Source organism: Kitasatospora sp. NPDC097691 (assembly GCF_040302665.1).
GTDB lineage: Bacteria > Actinomycetota > Actinomycetes > Streptomycetales > Streptomycetaceae > Kitasatospora.
The window spans coordinates 1-24,581 of record NZ_JBEORY010000065.1 but is presented as its reverse complement, the minus strand read 5'-3'; the positions used below and the strand labels follow the sequence as shown (position 1 = coordinate 24,581).

25 protein-coding genes are annotated in these 24,581 nt (G+C 72.6%); 21 read left to right on the top strand and 4 right to left on the bottom strand.

Annotation, left to right across the window (positions count from 1 at the left end):
- Nucleotides 1-79 precede the first annotated feature (79 nt).
- Both ABTY56_RS32405 and ABTY56_RS32400 read right to left on the bottom strand, forming a co-directional pair.
- Nucleotides 80-859 (bottom strand): VOC family protein, encoded by a 780-nt coding sequence (locus ABTY56_RS32405; RefSeq protein ID WP_350632940.1) that lies wholly within the window; start codon nucleotides 857-859, stop codon nucleotides 80-82.
- Nucleotides 860-1,031: 172 nt separating this feature from the next.
- Nucleotides 1,032-2,018: a LuxR C-terminal-related transcriptional regulator gene (locus ABTY56_RS32400; protein ID WP_350632939.1), complete on the bottom strand. Its 987-nt coding sequence runs from the start codon at nucleotides 2,016-2,018 to the stop codon at nucleotides 1,032-1,034.
- 412 nt (nucleotides 2,019-2,430) lie between these two features.
- Here ABTY56_RS32400 and ABTY56_RS32395 point away from each other — a divergent pair, with 412 nt between their 5' ends.
- The 5 genes from ABTY56_RS32395 (at nucleotide 2,431) to ABTY56_RS32375 (ending at nucleotide 7,945) form a co-directional block, all read left to right on the top strand.
- A complete protein-coding gene (locus ABTY56_RS32395) occupies nucleotides 2,431-2,628 on the top strand; it encodes a hypothetical protein (protein ID WP_350632938.1) in 198 nt (65 codons plus the stop codon).
- Nucleotides 2,629-2,671: 43 nt separating this feature from the next.
- Nucleotides 2,672-2,947 carry a hypothetical protein gene (locus ABTY56_RS32390; RefSeq protein ID WP_350632937.1) on the top strand — a complete coding sequence of 92 codons (276 nt, stop codon included), beginning with the start codon at nucleotides 2,672-2,674 and terminating at the stop codon, nucleotides 2,945-2,947.
- Nucleotides 2,948-3,051: 104 nt separating this feature from the next.
- On the top strand, nucleotides 3,052-4,464 hold the full coding sequence (locus ABTY56_RS32385; RefSeq protein WP_350632936.1) for a C40 family peptidase: 1,413 nt from the start codon (nucleotides 3,052-3,054) through the stop codon (nucleotides 4,462-4,464).
- Nucleotides 4,465-4,652: 188 nt separating this feature from the next.
- Complete coding sequence (locus tag ABTY56_RS32380) at nucleotides 4,653-6,737, top strand: glycoside hydrolase domain-containing protein (protein ID WP_350632935.1); 2,085 nt, start codon at nucleotides 4,653-4,655, stop codon at nucleotides 6,735-6,737.
- A 68-nt stretch (nucleotides 6,738-6,805) separates the two neighbouring features.
- A complete protein-coding gene (locus tag ABTY56_RS32375) occupies nucleotides 6,806-7,945 on the top strand; it encodes an FG-GAP-like repeat-containing protein (protein WP_350632934.1) in 1,140 nt (379 codons plus the stop codon).
- A 106-nt stretch (nucleotides 7,946-8,051) separates the two neighbouring features.
- Here ABTY56_RS32375 and ABTY56_RS32370 read toward each other — a convergent pair whose 3' ends face one another.
- The gene (locus ABTY56_RS32370; RefSeq protein WP_350632933.1) at nucleotides 8,052-8,696 is read right to left on the bottom strand and encodes a TIGR03085 family metal-binding protein; all 645 of its coding nucleotides are present in this window, start codon (nucleotides 8,694-8,696) and stop codon (nucleotides 8,052-8,054) included.
- 52 nt (nucleotides 8,697-8,748) lie between these two features.
- Entirely contained in the window at nucleotides 8,749-9,312 is a 564-nt protein-coding gene (locus tag ABTY56_RS32365) for a hypothetical protein (RefSeq protein ID WP_350632932.1), read from the bottom strand.
- Nucleotides 9,313-9,446: 134 nt separating this feature from the next.
- On the opposite strand from ABTY56_RS32365, the gene hisI reads away from it, so the two are divergent.
- The 16 genes from hisI to ABTY56_RS32290 form a co-directional block, all read left to right on the top strand.
- Nucleotides 9,447-9,818 carry a phosphoribosyl-AMP cyclohydrolase gene (gene hisI, locus ABTY56_RS32360; RefSeq protein ID WP_350632931.1) on the top strand — a complete coding sequence of 124 codons (372 nt, stop codon included), beginning with the start codon at nucleotides 9,447-9,449 and terminating at the stop codon, nucleotides 9,816-9,818.
- 41 nt (nucleotides 9,819-9,859) lie between these two features.
- Nucleotides 9,860-11,383, top strand: a complete 1,524-nt coding sequence (locus ABTY56_RS32355) for an anthranilate synthase component I (protein ID WP_350632930.1) — start codon at nucleotides 9,860-9,862, stop codon at nucleotides 11,381-11,383.
- Between the two features lie 20 nt (nucleotides 11,384-11,403).
- Nucleotides 11,404-11,994, top strand: a complete 591-nt coding sequence (locus tag ABTY56_RS32350) for a Uma2 family endonuclease (RefSeq protein ID WP_350632929.1) — start codon at nucleotides 11,404-11,406, stop codon at nucleotides 11,992-11,994.
- Entirely contained in the window at nucleotides 11,991-12,590 is a 600-nt protein-coding gene (locus ABTY56_RS32345; protein ID WP_350632928.1) for a TIGR02234 family membrane protein, read from the top strand. Before ABTY56_RS32350 ends, ABTY56_RS32345 begins: the two co-directional genes overlap by 4 nt.
- Before the next feature lie 222 nt (nucleotides 12,591-12,812).
- Nucleotides 12,813-13,085, top strand: a complete 273-nt coding sequence (locus ABTY56_RS32340; protein ID WP_350632927.1) for an HGxxPAAW family protein — start codon at nucleotides 12,813-12,815, stop codon at nucleotides 13,083-13,085.
- A 129-nt stretch (nucleotides 13,086-13,214) separates the two neighbouring features.
- The gene (locus ABTY56_RS32335) at nucleotides 13,215-13,655 is read left to right on the top strand and encodes a DUF2752 domain-containing protein (protein ID WP_350632926.1); all 441 of its coding nucleotides are present in this window, start codon (nucleotides 13,215-13,217) and stop codon (nucleotides 13,653-13,655) included.
- Nucleotides 13,656-13,866: 211 nt separating this feature from the next.
- Nucleotides 13,867-14,673: an indole-3-glycerol phosphate synthase TrpC gene (gene trpC / locus ABTY56_RS32330; protein ID WP_350632925.1), complete on the top strand. Its 807-nt coding sequence runs from the start codon at nucleotides 13,867-13,869 to the stop codon at nucleotides 14,671-14,673.
- A 9-nt stretch (nucleotides 14,674-14,682) separates the two neighbouring features.
- A complete protein-coding gene (trpM, locus tag ABTY56_RS38885; RefSeq protein ID WP_396547533.1) occupies nucleotides 14,683-14,832 on the top strand; it encodes a tryptophan biosynthesis modulator TrpM in 150 nt (49 codons plus the stop codon).
- A 48-nt stretch (nucleotides 14,833-14,880) separates the two neighbouring features.
- On the top strand, nucleotides 14,881-16,143 hold the full coding sequence (gene trpB / locus ABTY56_RS32325) for a tryptophan synthase subunit beta (RefSeq protein ID WP_350632924.1): 1,263 nt from the start codon (nucleotides 14,881-14,883) through the stop codon (nucleotides 16,141-16,143).
- Nucleotides 16,144-16,145: 2 nt separating this feature from the next.
- A complete protein-coding gene (gene trpA / locus ABTY56_RS32320) occupies nucleotides 16,146-16,958 on the top strand; it encodes a tryptophan synthase subunit alpha (RefSeq protein WP_350632923.1) in 813 nt (270 codons plus the stop codon).
- A gap of 211 nt (nucleotides 16,959-17,169) precedes the next feature.
- Entirely contained in the window at nucleotides 17,170-17,403 is a 234-nt protein-coding gene (locus ABTY56_RS32315) for a hypothetical protein (RefSeq protein ID WP_350632922.1), read from the top strand.
- Nucleotides 17,404-17,532: 129 nt separating this feature from the next.
- Complete coding sequence (locus ABTY56_RS32310; RefSeq protein ID WP_350632921.1) at nucleotides 17,533-18,051, top strand: MauE/DoxX family redox-associated membrane protein; 519 nt, start codon at nucleotides 17,533-17,535, stop codon at nucleotides 18,049-18,051.
- 76 nt (nucleotides 18,052-18,127) lie between these two features.
- The gene (locus ABTY56_RS32305; protein ID WP_350632920.1) at nucleotides 18,128-18,991 is read left to right on the top strand and encodes a DsbA family protein; all 864 of its coding nucleotides are present in this window, start codon (nucleotides 18,128-18,130) and stop codon (nucleotides 18,989-18,991) included.
- Nucleotides 18,992-19,110: 119 nt separating this feature from the next.
- A complete protein-coding gene (gene lgt, locus ABTY56_RS32300; protein WP_350632919.1) occupies nucleotides 19,111-20,184 on the top strand; it encodes a prolipoprotein diacylglyceryl transferase in 1,074 nt (357 codons plus the stop codon).
- A 148-nt stretch (nucleotides 20,185-20,332) separates the two neighbouring features.
- Nucleotides 20,333-21,070, top strand: a complete 738-nt coding sequence (locus ABTY56_RS32295) for a VIT1/CCC1 transporter family protein (RefSeq protein WP_350523523.1) — start codon at nucleotides 20,333-20,335, stop codon at nucleotides 21,068-21,070.
- Between the two features lie 455 nt (nucleotides 21,071-21,525).
- Nucleotides 21,526-24,581: glutamate synthase central domain-containing protein (locus tag ABTY56_RS32290; protein ID WP_502893232.1), on the top strand; the 3,056-nt coding region annotated here is incomplete at its 3' end.

Here is a 24,581-nt window from a genome sequence, read left to right as displayed (position 1 = left end):
CCGTGCGTCGAGCCATGCGTCGACCCGTGCGGAGCTCGGGGCCCGCGGTTCCTCGGAACCGCGGGCCCCGCTCGCGTTCTCAGGACTCCCGCGGCTCGCCCTTGATCAGGGCGAACGGGGCGCCGTTCGGGTCCGCCAGCCAGGCCAGCCGGCCGACGTTCTCCACGTCCGAGGCCGGCATCAGCACCGAGCCGCCCGCCGCCGTCGCCTTGGCGATCACCGCGTCCACGTCGGCGGCCGCGAAGTACGGAGTCCACGCGGAGGGCTGGTCCGGGGTCATCGTCGGGGCGATGCCGCCGAAGCTGGTGGCCTGCTGGTCGCCCTCGGCGGTCGAGATCACCCGGTAGGTCATCCCCGGCGACGGCTCGAAGTTCTCCACCCGCCAGGCGAACAGCCGCTGGTAGAACCCGAAGGCCCCGTCCTGGTCCGAGGTGTGCAGTTCGGACCAGACCAGGGTGTCGTCCTCGGAGACGGCGTCCAGCCCCTTGGTGTTCCCCGCCTGCCAGACCGCGAACTCGGCGCCCTGCGGATCGGTGAGCGCGGCGAACCGGCCCTCCTGCATGACGTCCATCGGCGGTACCCGGACGGTGGCGCCGGCCTGCTCGGCGGCCTTCACCGTGGCGTCCACGTCCTCGCTGCGGAAGTACGTCGTCCAGGCGGACCGGGCCCCCGCGTCCAGGTTGCCGAGGGCGCCGACGGTCTTGCCGTTCAGCTGGAGGAAGCCGTAACCGCCGGCCTCGGGGACCTCCTGGAAGGTCCAGCCGAAGACCTTGTTGTAGAACTCGGCGGTGGCCGGGATGTTCGGGCTGCCGAGGTCGATCCAGCAGGGGGATCCGGTGGGGAAGTCGGTGGTGAGCATGGAGTGGTGCCCCTTCGACGGAGAGTGACCGGGGAGGTTCCGTCGGGCGCGCGCACGCCCCCTCCCCGGCCACCTGCGAGTCTGCACCCGGGCACTGACATCCGCACCCGGGCACGGACGTCCGCACGCGGGGCGGGGCGGGGCTCTGTGGGTGCGCCTGCGGCGCCGCCGCCTACAGCCAGCCGCGCTGTGCCGCCTTGAGGCCGGCCTCGAAGCGGCTGGCGGCGTCGAGCCGCTCCATGAGGGCGGACATCTGGCGGCGTACGGTCCGCACCGAGATGCCGAGCCGCTTGCCGGCGGCCTCGTCGGTCAGGCCCGTCCCGAGCAGCCGGAGCAGGTCGCGCTCGGCCGCGGTGAGGCCGGTGTCGTGGTGGGTGGGCTGGTCGGCGCCGAGCGGTACGGCGGTGGACCAGGCCTGTTCGAACAGGGCGACCAGCGAGGCGACCAGCCCGGGCTCGCTGGTGCACAGCGCCCCGAGCCTGGTCTGCGTCGGGTCGATCGGGACGACGGCGGTGTGCCGGTCGAAGACCAGCAGCCGGGGCGGCAGCAGGGGCGCCGTCCGCACCTGGCCGCCGAGCTCGGTGAGCCACTGGGCGTACGCGTGGGTGGCCTGGTCGTTGCGGACGCTGTCCTGGTAGAGCGTCCGCATGGTGACGCCGCGCTCCAGCGCGTCCTGGTCGAGCGGACGGGCGGCGTCCATGCTCGCCTGGGACTGCGCGCCGCCCGAGATCGCGGCGAGGAACTCCTCCCGGAGGTCGCGCGCCAGCATCTCGAGCTTGGCCTGGATCGCGTCCATCCCGACCAGGCGCTCGGTGGCGTCCGAGGTGGTGTTGGGCACCAGGTCCGCGTAGGCGGCCACGGCCCGCGCCACGGCGGCCTTGCTGGCGGCCAGCTCCTGCTGGCGGCGGGCGAGGTCGTCCTCCTGGCGGCGGATGACGGCCTCCAGGCCGATCGCCGGGCTGACCGGGCGCAGCGCGCCCGAGACCTCCTGGGAGGGGCGCAGCAGCGTCAGGTCCGCGAGTTGGTCGAGGGCCTCTCTGACGGCGGTCTCGGAGAGGCCGAGGCGGCGGCACAGGACGGTGACCCCGCACCCGGGCTCGACCAGCAGGGCCGCGTAGACGGCCTCCGCCGTAGGGTCCAGTCCCAGCACTTCGAGCACGATTCCCCCCGGACTCGGCGATGCGCGCGGCCAGCTCATGTCAAGGCCGTCGACAAGATTCTCACAGCTTACAAATGTGTGTGCAAGGAGATCTGACGATGCGTCGGAGCGGCGGAGGGGGCTGCGGAGGCGTCCGGGGCGGAAGGGGTTGAAGGGGCTGAAAGGGCGGCAGAGGTGGCCGGGGCGGCTGGGGTGGCGCCATGCTGCCTGGCCTGATGATGCCTCGGGCAAGGCCTTCCGCAGCACCGCCCGGGGCTTGCAGGATGGGAATCACCGAGCCGGGGGCGCCGAACCCCGGGCCGGCGGGACGGCGGGAACCAGCCGGCGTCCGACGCACCGACCGATCATCAACAGGGGGTTGTTCTCCATGCGGATTACCGCTCGCGTTCCCGGTGTCCTCGCGGCTGCGGCAATGGTGGCCACGCTCGCTCTGCCGACCGCCACCGCCTTCGCCGCCGCACCGGCCAGCGCACCGGCCGGCGCGGCGGGCGTGTCCGCGGCGAGCGACCCCGGCGCGGGCGACCCGGGTGAGGGCGCCCCCGTCCGCACCGGGGGCGGCAAGGGCGGTCTGGGTGACCCGGGCAGCATCAGCTGGGACAACAAGAAGTGACCGCCGCCGACTTCGCCGTCACCGGCCGCTCGAACCGAGCCAGATGCACATTGTCCGCCTCACCCTGACGAGCCCCGACCGGCGTCCGCCGACCGCTGCCGACGCCCATGTCCTGAAGGACGTGCTCTGGGCCCACGCCGATCCCTTCGGCGGCCTGGAGCACGTCCAGTCGAGGGCCCGTCAGGACTCCATCGACCTCGTCGTCTTCACCAGCGGCGGGAGTGGCGACAACGCCCCCGCCCTTTCGCTGGCCATCTGTTCCGCCGCCATCGCGCGGTCTCCGGCCTTCCAGTCCTGGCACGTTTCCGTCGCCGGCTGACGGCCGTCCGCTTCCTGCCGGAGTCCGTCCGGCGCTCCCTCTTCCGGTGATCCGGGCGCCGTCGCGCCGCGCCGGTCCTTTCGATGCCATTTTCAGGAGTACGCATGTCCCGCAGGGCTTATCTCCGCACGTCCGCCGCCGCCCTCGGGCTGGCCGGTTCGCTCTCGCTCGGCCTGGTCGTCCAGGGCGGCACGGCGTTCGCCGCCGATCCCGCCCCCGCCCCCGTCGCCGGCACCGCGGTCGCGGGCGGCGAGTACGGGGGCGCCGGCCAGCCGGTCGGGGTCGCCCAGGCGCCCGCCGCTGACGGGTCGTCGGCGGCCGCGTCCGTCCTGGCCCCGGCGGTCTCCCGCAGCGAGGCGATCCGGCGCGCCAAGACCTGGGTCGGCATAGGCCTCGACTACAGCTGGACCGGCTCGCACAACGGTTACCGCACCGACTGCTCGGGTTACGTCTCGATGGCCTGGAAGCTCGACGACTCGCTGACCACCGACACCTTCGGCCCTCGGGGCGTCACGGAGCACATCGACAAGGGCGACCTCAAGGCCGGCGACGCGCTGCTCAACGACGACAGCGGGGCCCACGGCCACGTGGTGCTGTTCGAGAAGTGGACCGACTCCAGCCACTACATGGGCTACGAGTTCACCGGCAGCGGCGTCCACTACCGCGAGATCCCCTACCCGTACTTCTCCGGCTACGGCACCTTCGTGCCGGTCCGCAACAAGTCCATCCGCGAGGACGGTCCGTCCGACCCCGGGATGACCGACCTGACGGCGGGTGACTTCAACGGGAACGGCAAGAAGGACCTGGTGGCGGTCGAGGTGTCGACCGGCAAGCTCTGGTCGTACCCGGGGACGGGGACGGGGGCGCTGGGGAGCCGGGTGCTGATCGGCAACGGTGGTTGGAACGGCATGAGCAACCTGGCCGTGGGTGACCTGAACAGGGACGGCAAGGACGACATCGTCGCGACGGAGAAGTCGACGGGGAAGCTGTGGCTGTACCCGGGGACGGGCAGTGGTGTGGGTGACCGGGTGGAGATCGGTTCCGGTGGCTGGAACGGGATGAACAACACGGCTGTCGGTGACTTCAACGGTGACGGCAAGGACGACGTCGTGGCGAGTGAGAACTCGACGGGGAAGCTGTGGCTGTATCCGGGGACGGGCAGTGGTCTGGGGAGCCGGGTGGAGATCGGTTCCGGTGGCTGGAACGGCATGAACAAGATCGTCAGCCCTGGTGACATGAACAAGGACGGCAAGGACGACATCGTCGCGACCGAGACGTCGACGGGGAAGTTGTGGCTGTACCCGGGTACGGGGCGCGGTCTGGGTGACCGGGTGGAGATCGGTACCGCGGGCTGGAACGGGATCTCCGACTACGCGGGTGCGGACTTCACCGGTGACGGTATCGGGGACCTCGCGGCCGTCGACTCCGACCCGGGGCAGACCGGGAAGCTCTACCTCTACAAGGGCACCGGAAGCGGCCTGAGCGCCCGCACCGAGATCGGCTCCGGCGGCTGGTAGTCCCCACGCCGGCTCCGCCGGCCGCCCCCGGCCGCCCGGCCGGCCGCTGAAACCGGGGGCGGGCCCGCGACCACCGCGCGGGCCCGCCCCGGCCCTCCCCGCTCACCTTCCCTGACCTGCTGCGCGCGCCGCCCTGCCCGGATCCGTCCCCGGGTGGCTCCGCCCTGCCCGTTTCCCTGGAGAGATCCGTGAACCACCACCGTCTGAGGGGTGTCGCCGCGCTCGCCGTGGCGGCCGGTGCCCTCACCGTCACCCTGCCGCTGGGACAGGTCGCCGCCCAGGCGGCCGAGCCCGTCGGCGCCGAGTCCGCTACTGCCGAGTCCGCTGTTGCCGGGCAGAGCGTCAAGACCGTTTCCTACCAGGGGCTTTCGCTCCAGGTGCCGTCGAGCTGGCCGGTGGTCGACCTGGCCCAGGCGCCCGACACCTGCGTCCGGCTCGACCGGAACACCGTCTACCTCGGCCACCCCGGCGCGGACCAGAACTGCCCGACCCACCTGATCGGGGAGAAGGCGGACGCGCTGGTCGTCGAGACCTTCTCCGGTTCCGCCGAGCGGGCCGACCTCGCCACCGTCACGGTGCCGGCCGGCCGCGGCGTCCCGACCCTGCCGGACAGTGACGGCCAGGAGGCGCGGGTGGCCTTCGAGGGCGCCGGCGTCTACGTGACGACCAGTCACGCCTCCGCCTCGGCCGCCGCGGTGCAACGCATCCTCGCCTCCGCCTCGATCGGCGACGGCGCCGCCGCGGCCCCCGTGCCGCAGCCCCCGAAGGCCGTCCCCGGCGCCCTCGCCGCGCCCGCCGGGGCGTCGGCGGCCGCGTCGGAGACGCCGGGCACCGGCTACACCGGCAAGGCGTTCGACGCCTGCGCCGCCCCCTCCTCCGGCGCGATGGCGGACTGGGCCTCCTCGCCGTACCGGGGCGTGGGCATCTACATCGGCGGTCCGACCCGGGTCTGCGCGCAGAACAACCTCACCGCGTCGTGGGTGGCGCAGCAGAGCAGCGCCGGCTGGCACCTGCTGCCCGTCTACGCGGGCACCCAGGCCGCGGGGATCTCCTCCTCGGGCGCCGAGGGTCAGGGCCGGGCCGCGGCGGAGGCCGCCGTCAAGCTGGCCAAGGGCCTGGGCTTCACCACCGGCACGGTGCTCTACACCGACATGGAGGACTACTCGCCCGGCTACCGCACCAATGTGCTGAACTACCTGTCGGGCTGGACCGGCCGACTGCACGAGCTCAACTTCCGTTCAGGCGTCTACAGTTCCTCGTCCAGCGGGATCAAGGACATGGCCGGCGCCTACAACTCGTCCAGCTTCGACCGCCCCGACGTGGCGTGGTCCGCGAACTGGAACAACGCCGCCGACACCGACGACGGTTACATCCCGGCGGGGTACTGGTCCAACCACCAGCGCGTCCACCAGTACGCCGGCAACGTCACGGAGTCGCACGGCGGGACCACCATCAACATCGACCGGAACTACGTCGACGTCGCCGCCAAGGCCCCGGTGAACGACCCCGGGATGACCGACCTGACGGCGGGTGACTTCAACGGGAACGGCAAGAAGGACCTGGTGGCGGTCGAGGTGTCGACCGGCAAGCTCTGGTCGTACCCGGGGACGGGGACGGGGGCGCTGGGGAGCCGGGTGTTGATCGGCAACGGTGGTTGGAACGGGATGAGCAACCTGGCCGTGGGTGACCTGAACAAGGACGGCAAGGACGACATCGTCGCGACGGAGAAGTCGACGGGGAAGCTGTGGCTGTACCCGGGGACGGGCAGTGGTGTGGGTGACCGGGTGGAGATCGGTTCCGGTGGCTGGAACGGGATGAACAACACGGCTGTCGGTGACTTCAACGGTGACGGCAAGGACGACGTCGTGGCGAGTGAGAACTCGACGGGGAAGCTGTGGCTGTACCCGGGGACGGGCAGTGGTCTGGGGAGCCGGGTGGAGATCGGTTCCGGTGGCTGGAACGGCATGAACAAGATCGTCAGCCCCGGTGACATGAACAGGGACGGCAAGGACGACATCGTCGCGACCGAGACGTCGACGGGGAAGTTGTGGCTGTACCCGGGCACGGGACACGGCCTGGGTGACCGCGTCGAGATCGGTACCGCCGGCTGGAACGGCATCTCCGACTACGCGGGCGCTGACTTCACCGGTGATGGCATCGGGGACCTCGCGGCCGTCGACTCCGACCCGGGGCAGACCGGGAAGCTCTACCTCTACAAGGGCACCGGCAGCGGCCTGAGCGCCCGCACCGAGATCGGCTCCGGCGGCTGGTGAGCCGCCGAGCGCACCGGCACGGTCCCGAATCCACGTACGCCAGCACCGACTTCAGGGGGAGAACACCCATGTCCGCACAGACCCGTATGCGCAAGAGCCTGGCCGTCTTCGCGCTGAGCCTCGCACCCCTGGCCCTCGCCGGCACGGCCGGCGCCGCGACGGTCGGCACCTGGGACAAGGTGGCCGCCTGCGAGAGCAGCGGCAACTGGTCCATCGACACCGGGAACGGCTACTACGGCGGCCTGCAGATATCCGAGTACAACTGGCAGCACTACGGCGGCACCCAGTACGCGGCCTATCCGCACCAGGCGACCAAGAAGGAACAGATCCTGATCGCCGAGAAGATCCTCGCCGACCAGGGGGCCGGCGCGTGGACCTGCAGCCCCGGCACCGGGCTCTCGACCGACCACGCTGACCCGTACCCGGCCGGGCCGGCCGACCCGGGGATGACCGACCTGACGGCGGGTGACTTCAACGGCGACGGCAAGAAGGACCTGGTCGCGGTGGAGGTCTCGACCGGCAAGCTGTTCCTCTACCCGGGCAACGGGAAGGGCGCACTGGGGAGCCGGGTGCTGGTCGGCAGCGGCGGCTGGAACGGCATGAGCAACCTGGCCGTGGGCGACCTGAACGGCGACGGCGGGGACGACATCGTCGCGACCGAGAAGTCGACCGGCAAGCTCTGGGTGTACCCGGGCAACGGCCACGGCGTCGAAGGCCGGATCGAGATCGGCAGCGGCGGCTGGAACGGCATGAACAACACCGCGGTGGGCGACTTCAACGGCGACGGCGTGGCCGACGTCGTGGCGAGCGAGAACTCGACCGGCAAGCTCTTCCTCTACCCCGGCCTCGGCGGGGCCCTCGGCAAGCGGGTGGAGATCGGTACCGGCGGCTGGAACGGCATGAACAAGATCGTCAGCCCCGGTGACATGAACAAGGACGGCAAGGACGACATCGTCGCGACCGAGAAGTCCACCGGCAAGCTGTGGCTGTACCCCGGCACGGGACACGGCCTGGGTGACCGCGTCGAGATCGGTACCGCCGGCTGGAACGGCATCTCCGACTACGCGGGCGCTGACTTCACCGGTGACGGCATCGGGGACCTCGCGGCCGTCGACTCCGACCCGGGGCAGACCGGGAAGCTCTACCTCTACAAGGGCACCGGCAACGGCCTGAGCGCCCGCACCGAGATCGGCTCCGGCGGCTGGTGACCGGGGGCCCTGCGGCCCCGACCCGGTGACGGAGTTCAGGGCGGACGGCGGGCCCGCCGGTCAGGGGAAGGCCCCGACCGGCGGGCCCGCCGCACGCTCGGGCGCCCTACTTCGGGGGCAGCGGCAGGGCGTGGCGGAGGGCTTCGACGGCGTCGGGGGCACCGTCCACGTCCAGGGTGGTGCGGGCGCCGCGGCCGTAGGTGAAGAGGACCAGTTCGCCCGGGTCGCCGGTGACGTGGACGGTGGGGGCGCCGGCCGGGCCGACGGTGAGGGACCGGCCGTCGGGGCGGGCGAGGACCAGGCGGACGGGGGAGCGGCGGCCGGCCTCGAAGCGGGCGATCATGGGGAGGCGGCGCCACAGGGCCTCGGCGCGGCCGGGCGGGACGGTCTGGGGGGTCCAGTCCTCGGCGGCCCGCAGGACGTCCTCGGCGTGCACGAAGTACTCGACGGTGTTGGCCGCCTCGTCCGCGCCGGGCAGGGCGAAGGGGGAGTAGACCGGCGGGCCGGAGCGGAAGAGGCGGATCAGTTCCTCGTACGGCCGCGCGGCGTAGTCGTCCTGCACCCGCCGGGTCCGGGCGGCCAGGGCGGTGATCCGGATCCCCGCCGCCGCGTCGGGGCGACGCTCCCGGATCACCAGGTGGGCGGCGAGGTCCCGGGTGGTCCAGCCGGCGCAGAGGGTGGGGGCGTCCGGCCCTGCGGCGGTGAGGAGTTCGGCGAGGCGGTGGCGTTCGGCGAGAGCGTGGTTCGACATGGTGGAAGCCTATGGCCCGTCCTCCGTTCGAAGACGGGCCCCAGGACCCGGCCTACGGGCGGAGGTGGCCGGTGAGTTTGGGGCCGCCCTGCTTGTTGGCGGCGGTGAGGGTGCAGGTGTAGTCCCGCCAGCCCTGCTGGTAGTTGACCAGGGCCGGGCCGAACTGGCGCCCGTAGTACGTCTTTCCGTCGGCCTGCCTGGCCTTGGCGGCGGCCTCGGCCTCCTTGCAGCCGTCCCGCATGGCGAGGGCGATCGGGATCTCGCCGGTCAGGTTGTCGGCAAGTTTGAGGTCGGCGATCACCTCGCCGTCGTGCTCGCCGCTGCAGGGGCGCTCCTCGGCGCGGGTGATCACCGGGCTCAGCTGCGGGTGGTCGAAGCAGGTGCCGACCGCGAAGAAGGCGTACGGCGGCGGCGGCTTGGTCGGGGTGGGCGTGGGTGTCGGGGTGGGGGTCGGCGTCGGGGTGGCCGTGGGGGTGGGCGGCGGTGCGGCGGCGGGCTTCCTGTCGTCCGGCCAGAGCGCCGCGGTGGCCACCACCGCGAGCAGGACGACCAGCACGGCGACGACGGTGAGGACCAGGCCGCGGGAGGCGGCTGCGGGCGGCTGCTCGGGCGTCATGGCCACGAGGATGGCCCACGAAGGGGCCGCCCGGCAGGCGGTTGGCCGAACTCGCCCCGGACGGGCGGCACAACCGGGACCACCGGTCGGACGGACCCGCCGGGACGGCCGACCGGACTGACACAATGGGCCCCATGTCCACCACACCCGCCACTCCCGGCACCACCGCCCTGGCTCCCGAGATCGCCGCCCGTCTCAAGCGCACCGAGGACGGCCTGCTCCCGGCCATCGCGCAGCAGTACGACACCGGCGAGGTGCTGATGCTCGGCTGGATGGACGACGAGGCGCTGCACCGCACGCTCACCACCGGCCGCTGCACCTACTGGAGCCGCAGCCGCCGCGAGTACTGGGTGAAGGGCGACACCTCCGGCCACGTCCAGGTGGTCAAGTCGGTGGCACTGGACTGCGACGGCGACACCCTGCTGGTCAAGGTCGACCAGACCGGCGCGGCCTGCCACACCGGCGACCGCACCTGCTTCGACGCCGACGTGCTCCCGCTCTCCTGACCCTCCCTCCACTCACAGAACTCAAGAAGGTGCCGCCCCGCATGGACCTCGAAGCCTTCCGCAAGCTCGCCGTCGACACCCGGGTCATCCCGGTCACCCGCAGGCTCCTCGCGGACGGCCTCACCCCGATCGGTCTGTACCGCAGCCTCGCCGCGGAGCGGCCCGGCACCTTCCTGCTGGAGTCCGCCGAGCAGGGCCGCAGCTGGTCGCGCTACTCCTTCGTCGGGGTGCGCAGCGCCGCCACGCTCACCGCCGACCGGGACGGCGACGCCCGCTGGCTCGGCACCCCGCCGGTCGGCATCCCCACCACCGGCGACCCGCTGCAGGTGCTGCGCGCCGCCCTGGAGGCGCTGCACACCCCGCGGCACGCCGACGACGGCCTGCCCCCGCTCACCGGCGGCCTGGTCGGCTACCTCGGCTACGACATCGTCCGCCGACTGGAGAAGCTGCCCGACCTCAACCCGGACGACCTCGGGCTCCCCGAGCTGACCATGATGCTGGCCACCGACCTCGCGGTGCTCGACCACGCCGACGGCACGGTGCTGCTGATCGCCAACGCCGTCAACCACAACGACCTGGCCACCGGCGTGGACGAGGCCTACGCGGACGCGGTGGGCCGTCTCGACGCGATGGAGGCCGACCTGCTCAAGCCGGTCGACCCGGGCCTGGCCACCTTCACCCCGGCCGGCCCCGGCGAGGTGCACTCGCCGTTCGGCGGCGAGCCGTACCGGGCCGCGGTGGACGAGATCAAGGAGCGGATCCGGGCCGGCGAGGCCTTCCAGGTGGTGCCCTCGCAGCGCTTCGAGGCGCCCTGCCCGGCCTCCGCGCTGGACGTCTACCGGGTGCTGCGCACCACCAACCCCAGCCCGTACATGTACCTGTTCCGCTTCCCGGGGCCGGACGGCACCGCCGAGGGGGGCTTCGACGTGGTCGGCTCCAGCCCGGAGGCGCTGGTCAAGGTCACCGACGGCGAGGCGATGCTGCACCCGATCGCCGGCACCCGGCACCGCGGCGCGACCCCGCACGAGGACGCGGCGCTGGCCGCCGAGCTGCTCGCCGACCCCAAGGAGCGGGCCGAGCACCTGATGCTGGTCGACCTCGGCCGCAACGACCTCGGGCGGGTCTGCGAGCCGGGCAGCGTCGAGGTGGTCGACTTCATGCAGATCGAGCGCTACAGCCACGTGATGCACATCGTCTCCACCGTCACCGGCAAGGTCGCGCCGGGGCGGAGCGCCTTCGACGTGCTGACCGCCTGCTTCCCGGCCGGCACCCTCTCCGGCGCGCCCAAGCCGCGGGCGATGCGGATCATCGAGGAGCTGGAGCCCACCCGCCGCGGCCTGTACGGCGGTTGCGTCGGCTACCTGGACTTCGCCGGGGACTCCGACACCGCGATCGCGATCCGTACGGCCGTGCTGCGCGACGGCACGGCCTACGTGCAGGCCGGCGCGGGCGTGGTCGCCGACTCCGACCCGCACGGCGAGGACACCGAGTGCCGCAACAAGGCAGCCGCCGTGCTGCGGGCCGTCGCCACCGCCAATACGCTGCGGAGGCCGGAACTGTCCTGAGGTGTGAGGAGGCGGCCCGGATGCCCGAGGTGCCGTACGACGAGCTGCGCTGGGAGGTCGTGCTGAGCGCGGCCGGGCAGTTCGCCGAGCAGCCGGCGGGCCACGGCCGGGTGCTGTCCGGCGTGGCGGTGGACTTCCCGACGGCGCCCGGCGGCCCGGACGTGATCGGCCCGACCCCGACCCCGGACGCGGCCGGCCCGACCCCGACCCCGGACACGGCCGGCCCGACCCCGGACGCGGCCGTGCTCGCCCCGGACCTGGTGGTGCTCGCCCGGGGCGCGGTGCGGGGCGAGCGGGGCCGGTTCGGCGCGGCCGGGGTCGAGGCCGTGCTGGAGGTGGCCCGGCCGGACCTGGCGGAGGCCGGGCGGGCGTACGCGAGCAGCGGTGTGCCGCTCTACGTGGTGGTCGATCCGGCGGCGGCGGTCTGCACCGTGCACACCGCGCCGTCCCCCGAGGGGGTGTACCGGGAGGCCGAGCGGGTGCCGTTCGGCAACGACCTGTTCCTGTCGCTGGGCGGGCGGACGGTGGTGCTGCGGACGGACCCCTTCCCCACGCCGTCCCCCACCCCGGGTGCGGACCGGGGTGTCGGTCGGGGGATAGTGGACGGGTGAGTGCTGACCAGACCCCCGCCCCCGCCGCCTCCAGCCGCCGCACGCTCGGCGTGATGCTGCTGCTGACCGTGCTGAGCGCCGTCCTGGTGCTGACCGCGGTCGGGCGGACCTGGGCCGAGGGGCGGGCGGGCACCCTGGACGTCGCCGTCACCGGCGGCACGATCTCCGAGCTGCCCGGCGGGCTGGCCCTGGTGGGCCTCGCCGCGGCCGTCGCGGTGTTCGCGGTGCGCGGCGTGGGACGGCTGGCCGTCGGGGCGCTGACCCTGCTCGCCGGGATCGGCGCGGCCGCCGCGTCGGTCGCCGGGGCCGGCGACACCGCCGCGCTGGACGCCGAGGCGGCCCGCAAGCTCGCACTGACCGGCTCGGCGGCCACCGGGGTCTCGCACACCGCCTGGCCGTGGGTCGCGTTGGTCGGCGGCGTGCTGCTGGCCCTCGCCGGACTGCTCACCCTGCGCTACGGCCGCCGCTGGCCCGCCATGGGCAGCCGCTACGAGGCGCCGACCGGAAAGGCCCCGGCCAGGACCCCGGCCAAGGCCGACACCCCGGGCGACCTGTGGAAGGCGCTGGACCGCGGCGAGGACCCCACGGCCGTCTGAGGCCCGCACCCGTCCGGGCTCGCGGCCAGGGCGCCGCAGCCGTCGCGGCGGCCCCGCACGCCGCCGCACGGGCCCCGTGGCCGCCCGACGTGCACATGTGACGCGATAGACCCGCCACCCGCTTTGGGGCGCCGGTGTGTGGCCCGGCACAATGGACTCCGTCAACCCGCCGGCGGCCCCGCAGGCCCGGCCGGGCCCCGAGAGCCAAGGAGCACCACTCAGATGGCAGCAGCAGCACACGGCCACAACCCCGCCGCCTGGACCGGCGTCGTCATCTCCTTCGTCGGTTTCGGCATCGCGGGTGTCGCGATGATCCTGCCGTCGGTGCTCCTCGTCTGTGCCGGCCTGGCCGTCGTCGTGGCCGGTGGCGTGGTCGGCAAGGCCATGTCGATGGCCGGCATGGGCAAGCAGCCGAGCACCAATGTCTACAAGTCGGCCGAGGAGCAGGTCGCGGCCCGCGAGGCCCGCGCCGTCGCCGCCGCTGCCACTGCCTGACGACCGGCTCACCGTACGGGGGGCCCGACCCCGCTTCCGTACGACTCGCCTTTTCGCACAACCGAACGGCGGGCGCGCCGCGCCCGCCGTTTCGTCGTGTCCGGGCCCGGACGCGGGCAGAATCGGGGCGTGAACGCCGCCCCCACCGCCTCCGCCCCGCCGACCGTGCTGCGCCGGCTGGGCCCGCCGCTGACCGCGCTGGCGGCGGTGGCCGTCCCCACCGCGTACGTCGCCGTGGTCGACCCCAACAGCCCCGGGCACTACCCGGACTGCCCGTTCCTGACGGCCACCGGCTGGTGGTGCCCCGGTTGCGGCGGGCTGCGCTGCGTCCACGCGCTCACCCACGGGGACCTCACCGGGGCCCTGCACGACAACGCCGCCGCCGTCCTGCTGTTCGGCGTGCTGGGGGTGCTCTGGCTGCGCTGGGCCTGGGCCGCGCTGACCTGCGGACCGCCGCCCCGGGTCACCGTCGGGGGCCGGCGCTGGGCGCTGATCGCGCTGCTCGTGCTGGTGTTCACCGTGGTGCGGAACTCGCCGGTCGGAGCCGGTCTGGCGCCGCCCCTGGTGTGAGTGCAGGCTCCTGACCGGCAACCGCCCTCGACGTGGGTGGAGAAGCGGTGAAGTCGCAGTTGAGCGCGGCCGGAGCCGGGGTCCGGTCCGCGAGACGCGCGCCGGGCGGATGCGCCCCGCGCTCCCGGGTGCCGATACCATCGAAGAGCCGGCGGGTCACCGCCCGCCCGGCTCTCGCTGGCCAACTGGCAGAAACGATGGGGGCTCCTGAGTGAGTGTGCTCGACTCGATCATCGAAGGGGTCCGCGAGGACCTCGCCGAGCGGCAGGCCCAGGTCTCCCTGGACGAGCTGAAGGAGCGCGCCGCCAAGGCCCCGGAGGCCAAGGACGGCGTCGCCGCCCTCAAGGGCGACGGGGTCCGGGTGATCTGCGAGGTGAAGCGCTCCAGCCCGTCCAAGGGCGCCCTGGCCTCGATCGCCGATCCGGCCGCCCTGGCACGCGACTACGCGGCCGGCGGTGCCGCCGCGATCAGCGTGCTGACGGAGCAGCGCCGCTTCGGCGGGTCGCTGGCCGACCTGGACGCCGTCCGCGCCGCGGTGGACACCCCGCTGCTGCGCAAGGACTTCATCGTCACCGCCTACCAGCTGTGGGAGGCCCGCGCGCACGGTGCCGACCTCGCGCTGCTGATCGTCGCGGCGCTCGACCAGTCGGCCCTGGTGTCGCTGATCGAGCGCGCCGAGTCGATCGGTCTCACCCCGCTGGTCGAGGTGCACGACGAGGACGAGATCAAGCGCGCGGTGGACGCCGGGGCGCGGATCATCGGCGTCAACGCCCGCAACCTGAAGACCCTGGAGGTGGACCGCAACACCTTCGGGAACGTGGTCCACGCCATTCCGGACGGCATCGTGAAGATCGCCGAGTCCGGGGTCCGCGGCCCGCTGGACGTGATCAACTACGCCAACCTCGGCGCCGACGCGGTGCTGGTCGGCGAGTCCCTGGTGACCGGCAAGGACCCGCGCGCCGCGGTCGCCGACCTGGTCGCCGCCGGGGCCCACCCGGCCGTCCGGCACAAGGACTGACACAGCCCGATGAAGATCGCCGCCCGACTCGCCCCCGGTTGCCGCCCGCGCGGCTGCCGCGCGCCCGCACGCCGGGTGCTGGGGCGTCGGGTGCGGTACGTGATCGGCTGTGAGCCCGGGCAGGTGCCGGGACGGCGATGGCGCGTGACGCGCGGCTGACCCCAGCCGATCAGACGTCACTGTCGTCAACTCCCCAAGGGAAACCACATGTCCGAGAAGGACTACCTGCCCGGTGCCCAGGTGCCGGACGTGCGCGGATACTTCGGCGCGTACGGCGGCCGCTTCATCCCCGAGGCGCTGGTCGCCGCGGTCGAGCAGGTCGCCGAGGAGTACGAGAAGGCCAAGACCGACCCGGCCTTCGCGGCCGAGCTCGACGCGCTGCTCAAGGACTACACCGGGCGCCCGAGCCCGCTGACCGACGTGCACCGCTTCTCCGCCGAGGCGGGCGGCGCGCGCATCCTGCTCAAGCGCGAGGACCTCAACCACACCGGCTCGCACAAGATCAACAACGTGCTGGGCCAGGCGCTGCTCACCAAGCGGATGGGCAAGACCCGGATCATCGCCGAGACCGGCGCCGGCCAGCACGGCGTGGCCACCGCCACCGCCTGCGCGCTCTTCGGCTTCGACTGCACCGTCTACATGGGTGAGGTCGACACCCAGCGCCAAGCGCTGAACGTCGCCCGGATGCGGATGCTCGGCGCCGAGGTGGTGGCCGTCAAGTCCGGCAGCCGGACCCTGAAGGACGCCATCAACGAGGCGTTCCGCGACTGGGTCGCCAACGTGGACTCCACCCACTACCTGTTCGGCACCGTCGCCGGGCCGCACCCGTTCCCGATGATGGTCCGCGACTTCCACCGGATCATCGGCGTCGAGGCGCGGCAGCAGGTGCTCGACCGCACCGGGCGGCTGCCCGACGCCGTGGTCGCCTGCGTCGGCGGCGGCTCCAACGCGATGGGCATCTTCCACGAGTTCATCCCGGACGCCGACGTGCGCCTGATCGGCTGCGAGGCGGCCGGCGAGGGCGCCGACACCCCCCGGCACGCCGCCACCCTCACCAAGGGCGACCCGGGCGTGCTGCACGGCTCCCGCACCTACGTCCTGCAGGACGAGGACGGCCAGACCATCGAGTCGCACTCGATCTCCGCCGGCCTCGACTACCCGGGCGTCGGCCCGGAGCACGCCTGGCTGAAGGACACCGGACGGGCCGAGTACCGCCCCGTCACCGACGACGCCGCGATGCAGGCGCTGCGGCTGCTGTCCCGCACCGAGGGCATCATCCCGGCCATCGAGAGCGCCCACGCCCTCGCGGGGGCCCTGGAGCTCGGCCGCGAGCTCGGACCGGAGGCCACCATCCTGGTCTCCCTCTCCGGGCGCGGCGACAAGGACATGCACACCGCCGCCGAGTACTTCGGCCTGTACGACGAGCCGGGCGCCGGCACCGGCAACGGCTCCGCCCAGGGGGGTAACTGACCATGGCTGCTTCGAAGCTCAGCGGAGTCCTGGCGGCCGCCAAGGCGGAGGACCGCGCCGCGCTGATCGGCTACCTGCCGGCCGGCTTCCCGACCGTCGACGGCGGCATCCGGGCGGTCAACGCACTGATCGAGGGCGGCTGCGACGTGGTCGAGGTCGGCCTGCCGCACTCCGACCCGGTGCTGGACGGCGCCGTCATCCAGACCGCCGACGACATCGCGCTGCGCGGCGGCGTGCGGATCAAGGACGTGCTGCGCACCGTCCAGGAGGCCGCGGCCGCGCACCCCGAGGCGGCGGTGCTGGTCATGACGTACTGGAACCCGGTCGACCGCTACGGCGTGGCGCGCTTCGCCGCCGACCTGGCGGCCGCGGGCGGGGCCGGCTGCATCCTGCCGGACCTGCCGGTGGAGGAGTCGGAGGAGTGGCGCAAGGCGGCGGACGAGCACGGGCTGGACACCGTGTTCGTGGTCGCCCCCAGCAGCAAGGACGCCCGGCTGGCCGAGGTCACGGCGGCGGGCAGCGGGTTCGTGTACGCGGCCGCGGTGATGGGCGTGACCGGCACCCGCTCGGCGGTCGGTTCGCTGGCCGAGGACCTGGTCGCGCGCACCCGGGCCACCACGGACCTGCCGGTCTGCGTCGGGCTCGGGGTCTCCGACGCCGCGCAGGCGGCGGAGGTCGCGCGGTTCGCCGACGGCGTGATCGTCGGTTCGGCGTTCGTGAAGCGGATCCTGGAGGCGGGCGACGACGAGGCGGCGGCGCTGGACGCCGTGCGGGCGCTGGCCGGGGAGCTGGCGGCGGGCGTGCGGAGGCGCTGACGCGCGCCGGAAACGGTCGGTCGACGGCCCGCCACTCCTCGGGGAGTGGCGGGCCGTCGGGTTTCCGCGGGCGGGGTCGGGCCGGGGGCGGACCCGAACGAGTGAACAGTGATGGCGACACGCATCAGGCGGGGTTGACGGACGTTGAGTGGAGGGACGAGTGCACGAACGAGGTGCACGGGGGTAGCGGAGCGAGCGAAGGGGTGAGCCGGTGCGGGGTTTTCATCGGGCCGTTCTGCTGCGGGCGGCGGCCGCCGCGCTGGCTCTGGGCGCCGCCGTCGGGGCGCACACCGAGGTGGGTCAGGCGCTGGCCAAGCGGGGTGCGGAGCGGGCGGAGCGGGACGCGGTCGCGTGTGCCGAGGCGGCCCGGTGGGACGCCGCCGAGCGGGCGGGGCACGGGCGTCCGGACCTGTTCGACCCGGGGCGGATGCCGGGGTGCCACTGACGTACGGGTGTTCGCGAGGATTCGGACAGGTCGTCACTCTTCCGGCTTAATTCCCGAATGAGGAGGAACCCCCCTTCCTCCCTTACGGTTCGTCAGGAAGTGAACGAGTTTCCCGAGGGGGGTTCCCTGATGGCCGGCCCGGCAGCGCAGCCCGGTGGCCCGGCTCCCGCACCGTCGGAGCGGCGGCCGGTACCGGTCTGGAGCGAGTGGGTCGGCACGGCCGTACGGCTCGGCCTCGCGGTGGTGTGGGGCTGGGCCGGGCTGGCCAAGATCGCCGACCCGGCGGAGGCCGCCCAGGCCGTCCGGGCCTACGAGATCCTGCCCGAGAGCCTGGTCAAGCCGATCGGCTACGGCCTGCCCTTCCTGGAGCTGGCGCTCGCCTTCCTGCTGCTGATCGGACTCGGCGTCCGGCTGGTCGCCGGGGTCTCGGCGCTGCTGCTGCTCGTCTTCATCGCCGGGATCGCCTCCGCCTGGGCGCGCGGCATCTCGATCGACTGCGGCTGCTTCGGCGGCGGCGGGCACGTCGACGAGTCCCAGACGAAGTACCTGCAGGAGATCCTGCGCGACACCGGGTTCCTGCTGCTGTCCGGGTGGCTGCTCTGGCGGCCCCGTACCCGGTTCTCGGTGGACCGCTGGCTGGCGACCTGACCCGCCGGCCCCGCCGCACCCCCGTCCCCGCCCACCCCGCACCCGACGAAGGCCCCCGACCGTGGATGTCAAGGCAATGAGCGAGAAGAACCGAGAAGGCAAGCGCACCGCCCGCGAGCGGATGCAGGAGCAGCGGGCGGCCGAGGAGGCCTCCGCCCGGCGCAGGAAGAAGCTGGTCGTGGGCGGCGCCGTGCTCGCGGTGATCGCCGCCGCCGTGGTCGTCGGCGTCGTGGTGCAGAACGAGCGCTCCAAGCCGGAGACCCCGACCGCCGCCCCGGCCGGGACCATCGGCGACAAGAACCTCGTCATCCCGGTCGGCGCCGGCAACGCACCCTCCGTCCTCACCGTCTACGAGGACCCGCGCTGCCCCGCCTGCGGCATGTTCGAGCGGGAGTTCTCGCCGACCGTCGACCAGCTGGAGGACGCCGGCAAGGTCTACACCAACTACCACATCGTGTCGTTCATCGACCGGGCCGTGCCGGGCAAGGGTTCCAAGACCGCCGCCAACGCGCTGGCCTGCGCCCAGGACGCCGGGCACTTCCGGGACTACCACGACGTGCTGTACCGCAACCAGCCGGAGGAGACCAACGACGCCTTCGGCGACAAGGCCGTCCTGCTCAACCTGGCGAAGCAGGTCAACGGCCTGGACACGCCCGAGTTCCAGGCCTGCGTCAACGACAACAAGTACGGCGGATGGGTGTCCTCGGTGCAGCAGGACTTCGACAAGTCCAGCTACAAGTCCACCCCGACGGTGCTGCTCAACGGCCAGCCGATCTACCCGAAGAACGGCAGCGAGGAGATCACCCCGGAGAACCTGGTGAAGTGGGTGGAGGCCGCGAACCAGGGCAAGCAGCCCGGCACGGCGGGCTCGCACGGGCAGACCCCGGCGCCGACCAGCACCGCTTCGGAGGCCAACAACCCGTCGCCGAACGCCGGCTGAGCCGCGTACCCGGCCGCCGTCCCCTCCCCGTCCGGAGGCGGCGGCGGCCCTGTTGTTCGGTTTCTGTGACCCCGGGGGTGTCGGACCCGGGCCATCGACCCTGTAGCGTCGGAACTGCCATGGATATCGCCTACATTCCCAGCCCGTCGCGGGGCGTCTGGAACCTCGGACCAGTCCCGCTGCGCGCCTACGCCTTCTGCATCATCCTCGGTGTCGTCGTCGCCGTCTGGCTCGGCAGCAAGCGCTGGGTCGCCCGGGGCGGTGCCAAACACACGGTCGGTGACATCGCCGTGTGGGCCGTGCCGTTCGGCCTCGTCGGCGGCCGCCTCTACCACGTGATCACCGATGGCGGCCGGCTGTACTTCGGTGAGGGGAAGAACCCCTGGAACGCCCTCAAGATCTGGGAGGGCGGCCTCGGCATCTGGGGCGCGATCGCGCTGGGCGCGGTCGGCGCCTGGATCGGTGCCCGCCGCCGGGGCGTGCCGCTGCCCGCCTACGCCGACGCCATCGCGCCGGGCATCGCGCTCGCGCAGGCGCTGGGCCGCTGGGGCAACTACTTCAACCAGGAGCTGTACGGCCGCGAGACCACGCTGCCGTGGGGCCTGAAGATCCACAAGGTGCTGCCGGACGGCACGGTCGTGGACGGCGTCTACCACCCGACCTTCCTGTACGAGTCGCTCTGGTGCGTCGGCGTCGCACTGCTGGTGATCTGGGCGGACCGCCGGTTCACGCTGGGCCACGGCCGGGCCTTCGCGCTGTACGTCGCCGCGTACACGGTGGGCCGGTTCTGGACCGAGTGGCTGCGGATCGACGAGGCGCACGTCTACTTCGGCCTGCGCCTGAACGACTGGGTGTCGATCGCGGTGTTCCTGAGCGCCGTGGCGTACCTGGTGATCGTCGGCAAGAAGCGGCCCGGTCGGGAGGACCCGGCGAGCATCGACCCGGCCGCGCACCTGGAGGCGGAGGGCGCCGAGGGCGGAGCCACGGAGAAGGCCCGCGCCAAGGGTGCGGTGAAGGCCGATGCGAAGGTCGCGGAGAAGGCCCGCGCCAAGGGTGCGGTGAAGGCCGACGCCGAGGTCGCCGAGGGCGGGGACGGGGCGAAGTCGTCCCGGTCCGTGGACGGAAAGCCGGCCGCCGCACCGGCCGCGGCAGCCGCCGACAAGGCCGACGAGGACGCCAAGAACCCGATCTGACCTGGGGCTTCCCCCGACCGGGGCCACCCTTCGCAGCGCTTGCGAAGGGTGGCCTCAGTCGTGTTCGGACAGCCTTACTTTGCTGGAAATGCGCAGGTCAGGAGGGCTACGGTCAGGGCGGAGCAATGACGACGGAGGGGACAGGGACATGAGTGCGACCACGCTGGAACCGGAGGCCGGGCACCAGCCCCGGATACCCGCGGCCGGCCACCACCGGGACGTCAACGGCGGCTGGCTGCGCCCGGCCGTGTTCGGCGCGGTGGACGGCCTGGTGTCCAACTTCGCGCTGATGACCGGGGTGGTCGGCGGCGCGGTGTCCAACGGCACGGTGATCCTCACCGGGCTGGCGGGCCTGGCGGCCGGTGCCTGCTCGATGGCGGCGGGGGAGTACACCTCGGTGGCCTCGCAGCGTGAGCTGGTGCAGGCCGAGATCGAGGCCGAGCGGCTGGAGCTGAGCCGCAACCCGCACGGCGAGCTGGCCGAACTGGCCCAGCTGTACGTCTCGCGCGGGGTGGACCCGGAGCTCGCCCACGAGGTGGCCCGGCAGCTGTCCGTCGACCCGGAGCTGGCCCTGGAGGTGCACGCCCGCGAGGAGCTGGGCATCGACCCCACCGACCTGCCCTCGCCGCTGGTCGCGGCCGGGTCGTCGTTCCTGTGCTTCGCGCTCGGCGCGCTGCTGCCGCTGCTGCCGTACCTGCTGGGCGCGACCTCGCTGCTGCCCGCCCTGGTGCTGGCGGCGGCCGGGCTGTTCCTGTGCGGCGCGGTGGTGGCCCGGGTGACGGCCCGCAGCTGGTGGTTCAGCGGGCTGCGGCAGCTGGTGCTGGGCGGTGCGGCGGCCGGGGTGACCTACCTGCTCGGCTCGCTGATCGGCGGGCACGTGGGCTGAGGCCCGCCGGGCCTTCGTCAGAACCTGTGGGATGACCCAGAACTGTGCATGATTATGCCGGGCAATGCGTGACGTTTCACACATGGGCGTCGCGTCATGCCTGGCCTAGTCTCACCATCCGGGCCTCGGTGCCGCGGATTCGCATCCGTGGGCCGACTCCCGGAATGGATTCGCAGGCGGCCATGATCGGCCTCTGTGGCGATCCGGTTTCGCCCCTGTTTCAGGCCGGGGACGGTTGGGCACAATCGTCGGGACGCGCACTGTGGCACGTCCTTCTTCCCACACCCCCTGACCTGCGACTCGTCCCGCCATGTGGACGGGATATTCCGCTTCTCGGGATCCTGGGCATCATGTAACTTGCACGACACCGCACCATCGCATCAGGGCCAACGTCGTCCCTACTTGCACCAACTTGCCGAAAGACGACGACGGGAGAGCCGATGCTGTCTGCATCCATGCACTCCGCCAACGAGCCCCAGGCCGGCGCCGCCCGCCAGCCGTACTCGCTCGTGCCGGATGCGCGACCTGCTGCTCAGGGCCTGTACGACCCGCGAAACGAGCACGATGCCTGTGGCGTCGGTTTCGTCGCCACGCTGACCGGCATCGCCGACCACACCATCGTCGAGCAGGCATTGAACGTCCTGCGCAACCTGGAGCACCGCGGCGCCACCGGCGCCGAGCCGGACTCCGGTGACGGTGCGGGAATCCTGACCCAGGTCCCCGACGCGTTCCTGCGCGGCCGGGTCGACTTCGAACTCCCGGCAGCCGGCGCCTACGCCGTCGGCATCGCCTTCCTGCCCGACGACGACGACGAGGACGCCGCCGCCGTCGCGCAGATCGAGGCCATCGCCGCCGACGAGGACCTCACCGTCCTCGGCTGGCGCGACGTCCCCGTCACCCCGGACCTGCTCGGCACCACCGCACGCAGCGTGATGCCGCGCTTCCGCCAGGTCTTCCTCGCGCACGGCGAGAAGGCCGGCATCGAGCTCGACCGGATCGCCTTCGTGGTCCGCAAGCGCTCCGAGCGCGAGGCCGGGGTCTACTTCCCGTCGCTGTCCGCGCGCACCATCGTCTACAAGGGCATGCTGACCACCGGCCAGCTGGAGCCCTTCTTCCCCGACCTGTCGGACCGCACCTACGCGTCCGCGATCGGCCTGGTGCACTCGCGGTTCTCCACCAACACCTTCCCGAGCTGGCCGCTCGCCCACCCGTACCGCTTCGTCGCGCACAACGGCGAGATCAACACGGTCAAGGGCAACCGCAACTGGATGCGCGCCCGCGAGTCCCAGCTCGTCACCGACCTGATCCCCGCGAACCGCAACGGGCAGGGCCTGGAGCGGATCTTCCCGATCTGCACCCCCGACCACTCCGACTCCGCCTCCTTCGACGAGGTCCTGGAGCTGCTCCACCTCGGCGGCCGCTCGCTGCCGCACTCGGTGCTGATGATGATCCCGGAGGCGTGGGAGAACCACGCCACCATGGACCCGGCCCGCCGCGCGTTCTACCAGTACCACTCCAACCTGATGGAGCCCTGGGACGGCCCGGCCTGCGTCACCTTCACCGACGGCACCCAGGTCGGCGCCGTGCTCGACCGCAACGGCCTGCGCCCGGCCCGCTACTGGATCACCGAGGACGGCCTGGTCGTCCTCTCCTCCGAGGTCGGCGTGCTCGACATCGACCAGGAGAAGGTCGCCAAGAAGGGCCGCCTGCAGCCCGGCCGGATGTTCCTGATCGACACCGCCGAGGGCCGCATCGTCGAGGACGAGGAGATCAAGTCCGCCCTCGCCGCCGAGCACCCCTACCAGGAGTGGGTCGGGGCCGGGCAGATCCAGCTCGCCAAGCTGCCCGAGCGCGAGCACATCGCGCACACCCACGCCTCCGTCACCCGCCGCCAGCAGACCTTCGGCTACACCGAGGAGGAGCTGCGGGTCATCCTCGCGCCGATGGCCAAGACCGGCGGCGAAGCCCTCGGCTCGATGGGCACCGACTCGCCGATCGCCGCGCTCAGCGAGAAGCCGCGCCTGCTGTTCGACTACTTCGTGCAGCTCTTCGCGCAGGTCACCAACCCTCCGCTGGACGCCATCCGCGAGGAACTCGTCACCTCGCTGCTCTCCAACCTCGGCCCCGAGGGCAACCTGCTGGCCGCCGAGTCCGCCTCCTGCCGCTCGGTCGGCATCACCTTCCCGGTGATCGACAACGACGAGCTGGCCAAGCTCGTCCACATCAACGCCGACGGCGACCAGCCCGGCCTCAAGGCCGTCACGCTCTCCGGCCTCTACAAGGTCTCCGGCGGCGGCGAGGGCCTGGCCGCCCGGCTCGCCGCGATCGCCGCCGAGGCCGACGCCGCGATCGCCGACGGCGCCCGGATCATCGTGCTCTCCGACCGGCACTCGGACGCCGAGCACGCCCCGATCCCCTCCCTGCTGCTCACCTCCGCGATCCACCACCACCTCATCCGCACCAAGCAGCGCACCCAGGTGTCGCTGCTGGTCGAGGCCGGCGACGTCCGCGAGGTGCACCACGTCGCGCTGCTGATCGGCTACGGCGCCGGCGCGGTCAACCCGTACCTGGCCATGGAGTCGGTCGAGGACCTCGTCGCCCAGGGCGTGTTCATCCAGGGCGTCGAGCCCGAGAAGGCCATCAAGAACCTGATCAAGGCGCTCGGCAAGGGCGTGCTCAAGGTCATGTCCAAGATGGGCATCTCCACCGTCGCCTCCTACCGCGGCGCCCAGGTCTTCGAGGCCATCGGCCTCTCCCAGGGCCTGGTCGACGGCTACTTCGCCGGCACCACCACCAAGCTCGGCGGCATCGGCCTGGACGAGGTCGCCAAGGAGACCGCCGCCCGGCACGCCAAGGCGTACCCGGCCTCCGGCATCCCCGCCGCGCACCGCGCGCTGGAGATCGGCGGCGAGTACCAGTGGCGCCGCGAGGGCGAGCCGCACCTGTTCGACCCGGACACCGTCTTCCGGCTGCAGCACGCCACCCGCAACCGCCGGTACGACATCTTCAAGCAGTACACGGACCGGGTGAACGAGCAGTCCGCCCGCCTGATGACGCTGCGCGGCCTGTTCCGGCTGGACGGCCTCGACCGCGAGCCGATCCCCGTCGAGGACGTCGAGCCGGTCTCCGAGATCGTCAAGCGCTTCTCCACCGGCGCCATGTCGTACGGCTCGATCTCCCGCGAGGCGCACGAGACCCTCGCCATCGCGATGAACCGCCTCGGCGGCAAGTCCAACACCGGCGAGGGCGGCGAGGACCCGGACCGCCTGTACGACCCGGAGCGCCGCTCGGCGATCAAGCAGGTCGCCTCCGGCCGCTTCGGCGTCACCTCCGAGTACCTGGTCAACGCGGACGACATCCAGATCAAGATGGCCCAGGGCGCCAAGCCCGGCGAGGGCGGCCAGCTGCCCGGCCACAAGGTGTACCCGTGGGTCGCCAAGACCCGGCACTCCACCCCGGGTGTCGGTCTGATCTCCCCGCCGCCGCACCACGACATCTACTCGATCGAGGA

Bases quoted from the DNA above. Each gene is read 5' to 3' on its own strand.
- ABTY56_RS32305 (WP_350632920.1), top strand. From the start codon at position 18,128: ATGAGCGAGAAGAACCGAGAAGGCAAGCGCACCGCCCGCGAGCGGATG.
- ABTY56_RS32310 (WP_350632921.1), top strand. From the start codon at position 17,533: ATGGCCGGCCCGGCAGCGCAGCCCGGTGGCCCGGCTCCCGCACCGTCG.
- ABTY56_RS32340 (WP_350632927.1), top strand. From the start codon at position 12,813: ATGGCAGCAGCAGCACACGGCCACAACCCCGCCGCCTGGACCGGCGTC.
- ABTY56_RS32365 (WP_350632932.1), bottom strand. From the start codon at position 9,312: ATGACGCCCGAGCAGCCGCCCGCAGCCGCCTCCCGCGGCCTGGTCCTC.
- ABTY56_RS32370 (WP_350632933.1), bottom strand. From the start codon at position 8,696: ATGTCGAACCACGCTCTCGCCGAACGCCACCGCCTCGCCGAACTCCTC.
- ABTY56_RS32390 (WP_350632937.1), top strand. From the start codon at position 2,672: ATGCACATTGTCCGCCTCACCCTGACGAGCCCCGACCGGCGTCCGCCG.
- trpA (WP_350632923.1), top strand. From the start codon at position 16,146: ATGGCTGCTTCGAAGCTCAGCGGAGTCCTGGCGGCCGCCAAGGCGGAG.
- ABTY56_RS32395 (WP_350632938.1), top strand. From the start codon at position 2,431: ATGGTGGCCACGCTCGCTCTGCCGACCGCCACCGCCTTCGCCGCCGCA.
- hisI (WP_350632931.1), top strand. From the start codon at position 9,447: ATGTCCACCACACCCGCCACTCCCGGCACCACCGCCCTGGCTCCCGAG.
- lgt (WP_350632919.1), top strand. From the start codon at position 19,111: ATGGATATCGCCTACATTCCCAGCCCGTCGCGGGGCGTCTGGAACCTC.
- ABTY56_RS32350 (WP_350632929.1), top strand. From the start codon at position 11,404: ATGCCCGAGGTGCCGTACGACGAGCTGCGCTGGGAGGTCGTGCTGAGC.
- trpM (WP_396547533.1), top strand. From the start codon at position 14,683: ATGAAGATCGCCGCCCGACTCGCCCCCGGTTGCCGCCCGCGCGGCTGC.
- trpB (WP_350632924.1), top strand. From the start codon at position 14,881: ATGTCCGAGAAGGACTACCTGCCCGGTGCCCAGGTGCCGGACGTGCGC.
- ABTY56_RS32355 (WP_350632930.1), top strand. From the start codon at position 9,860: ATGGACCTCGAAGCCTTCCGCAAGCTCGCCGTCGACACCCGGGTCATC.
- ABTY56_RS32385 (WP_350632936.1), top strand. From the start codon at position 3,052: ATGTCCCGCAGGGCTTATCTCCGCACGTCCGCCGCCGCCCTCGGGCTG.
- ABTY56_RS32405 (WP_350632940.1), bottom strand. From the start codon at position 859: ATGCTCACCACCGACTTCCCCACCGGATCCCCCTGCTGGATCGACCTC.
- ABTY56_RS32375 (WP_350632934.1), top strand. From the start codon at position 6,806: ATGTCCGCACAGACCCGTATGCGCAAGAGCCTGGCCGTCTTCGCGCTG.
- ABTY56_RS32295 (WP_350523523.1), top strand. From the start codon at position 20,333: ATGAGTGCGACCACGCTGGAACCGGAGGCCGGGCACCAGCCCCGGATA.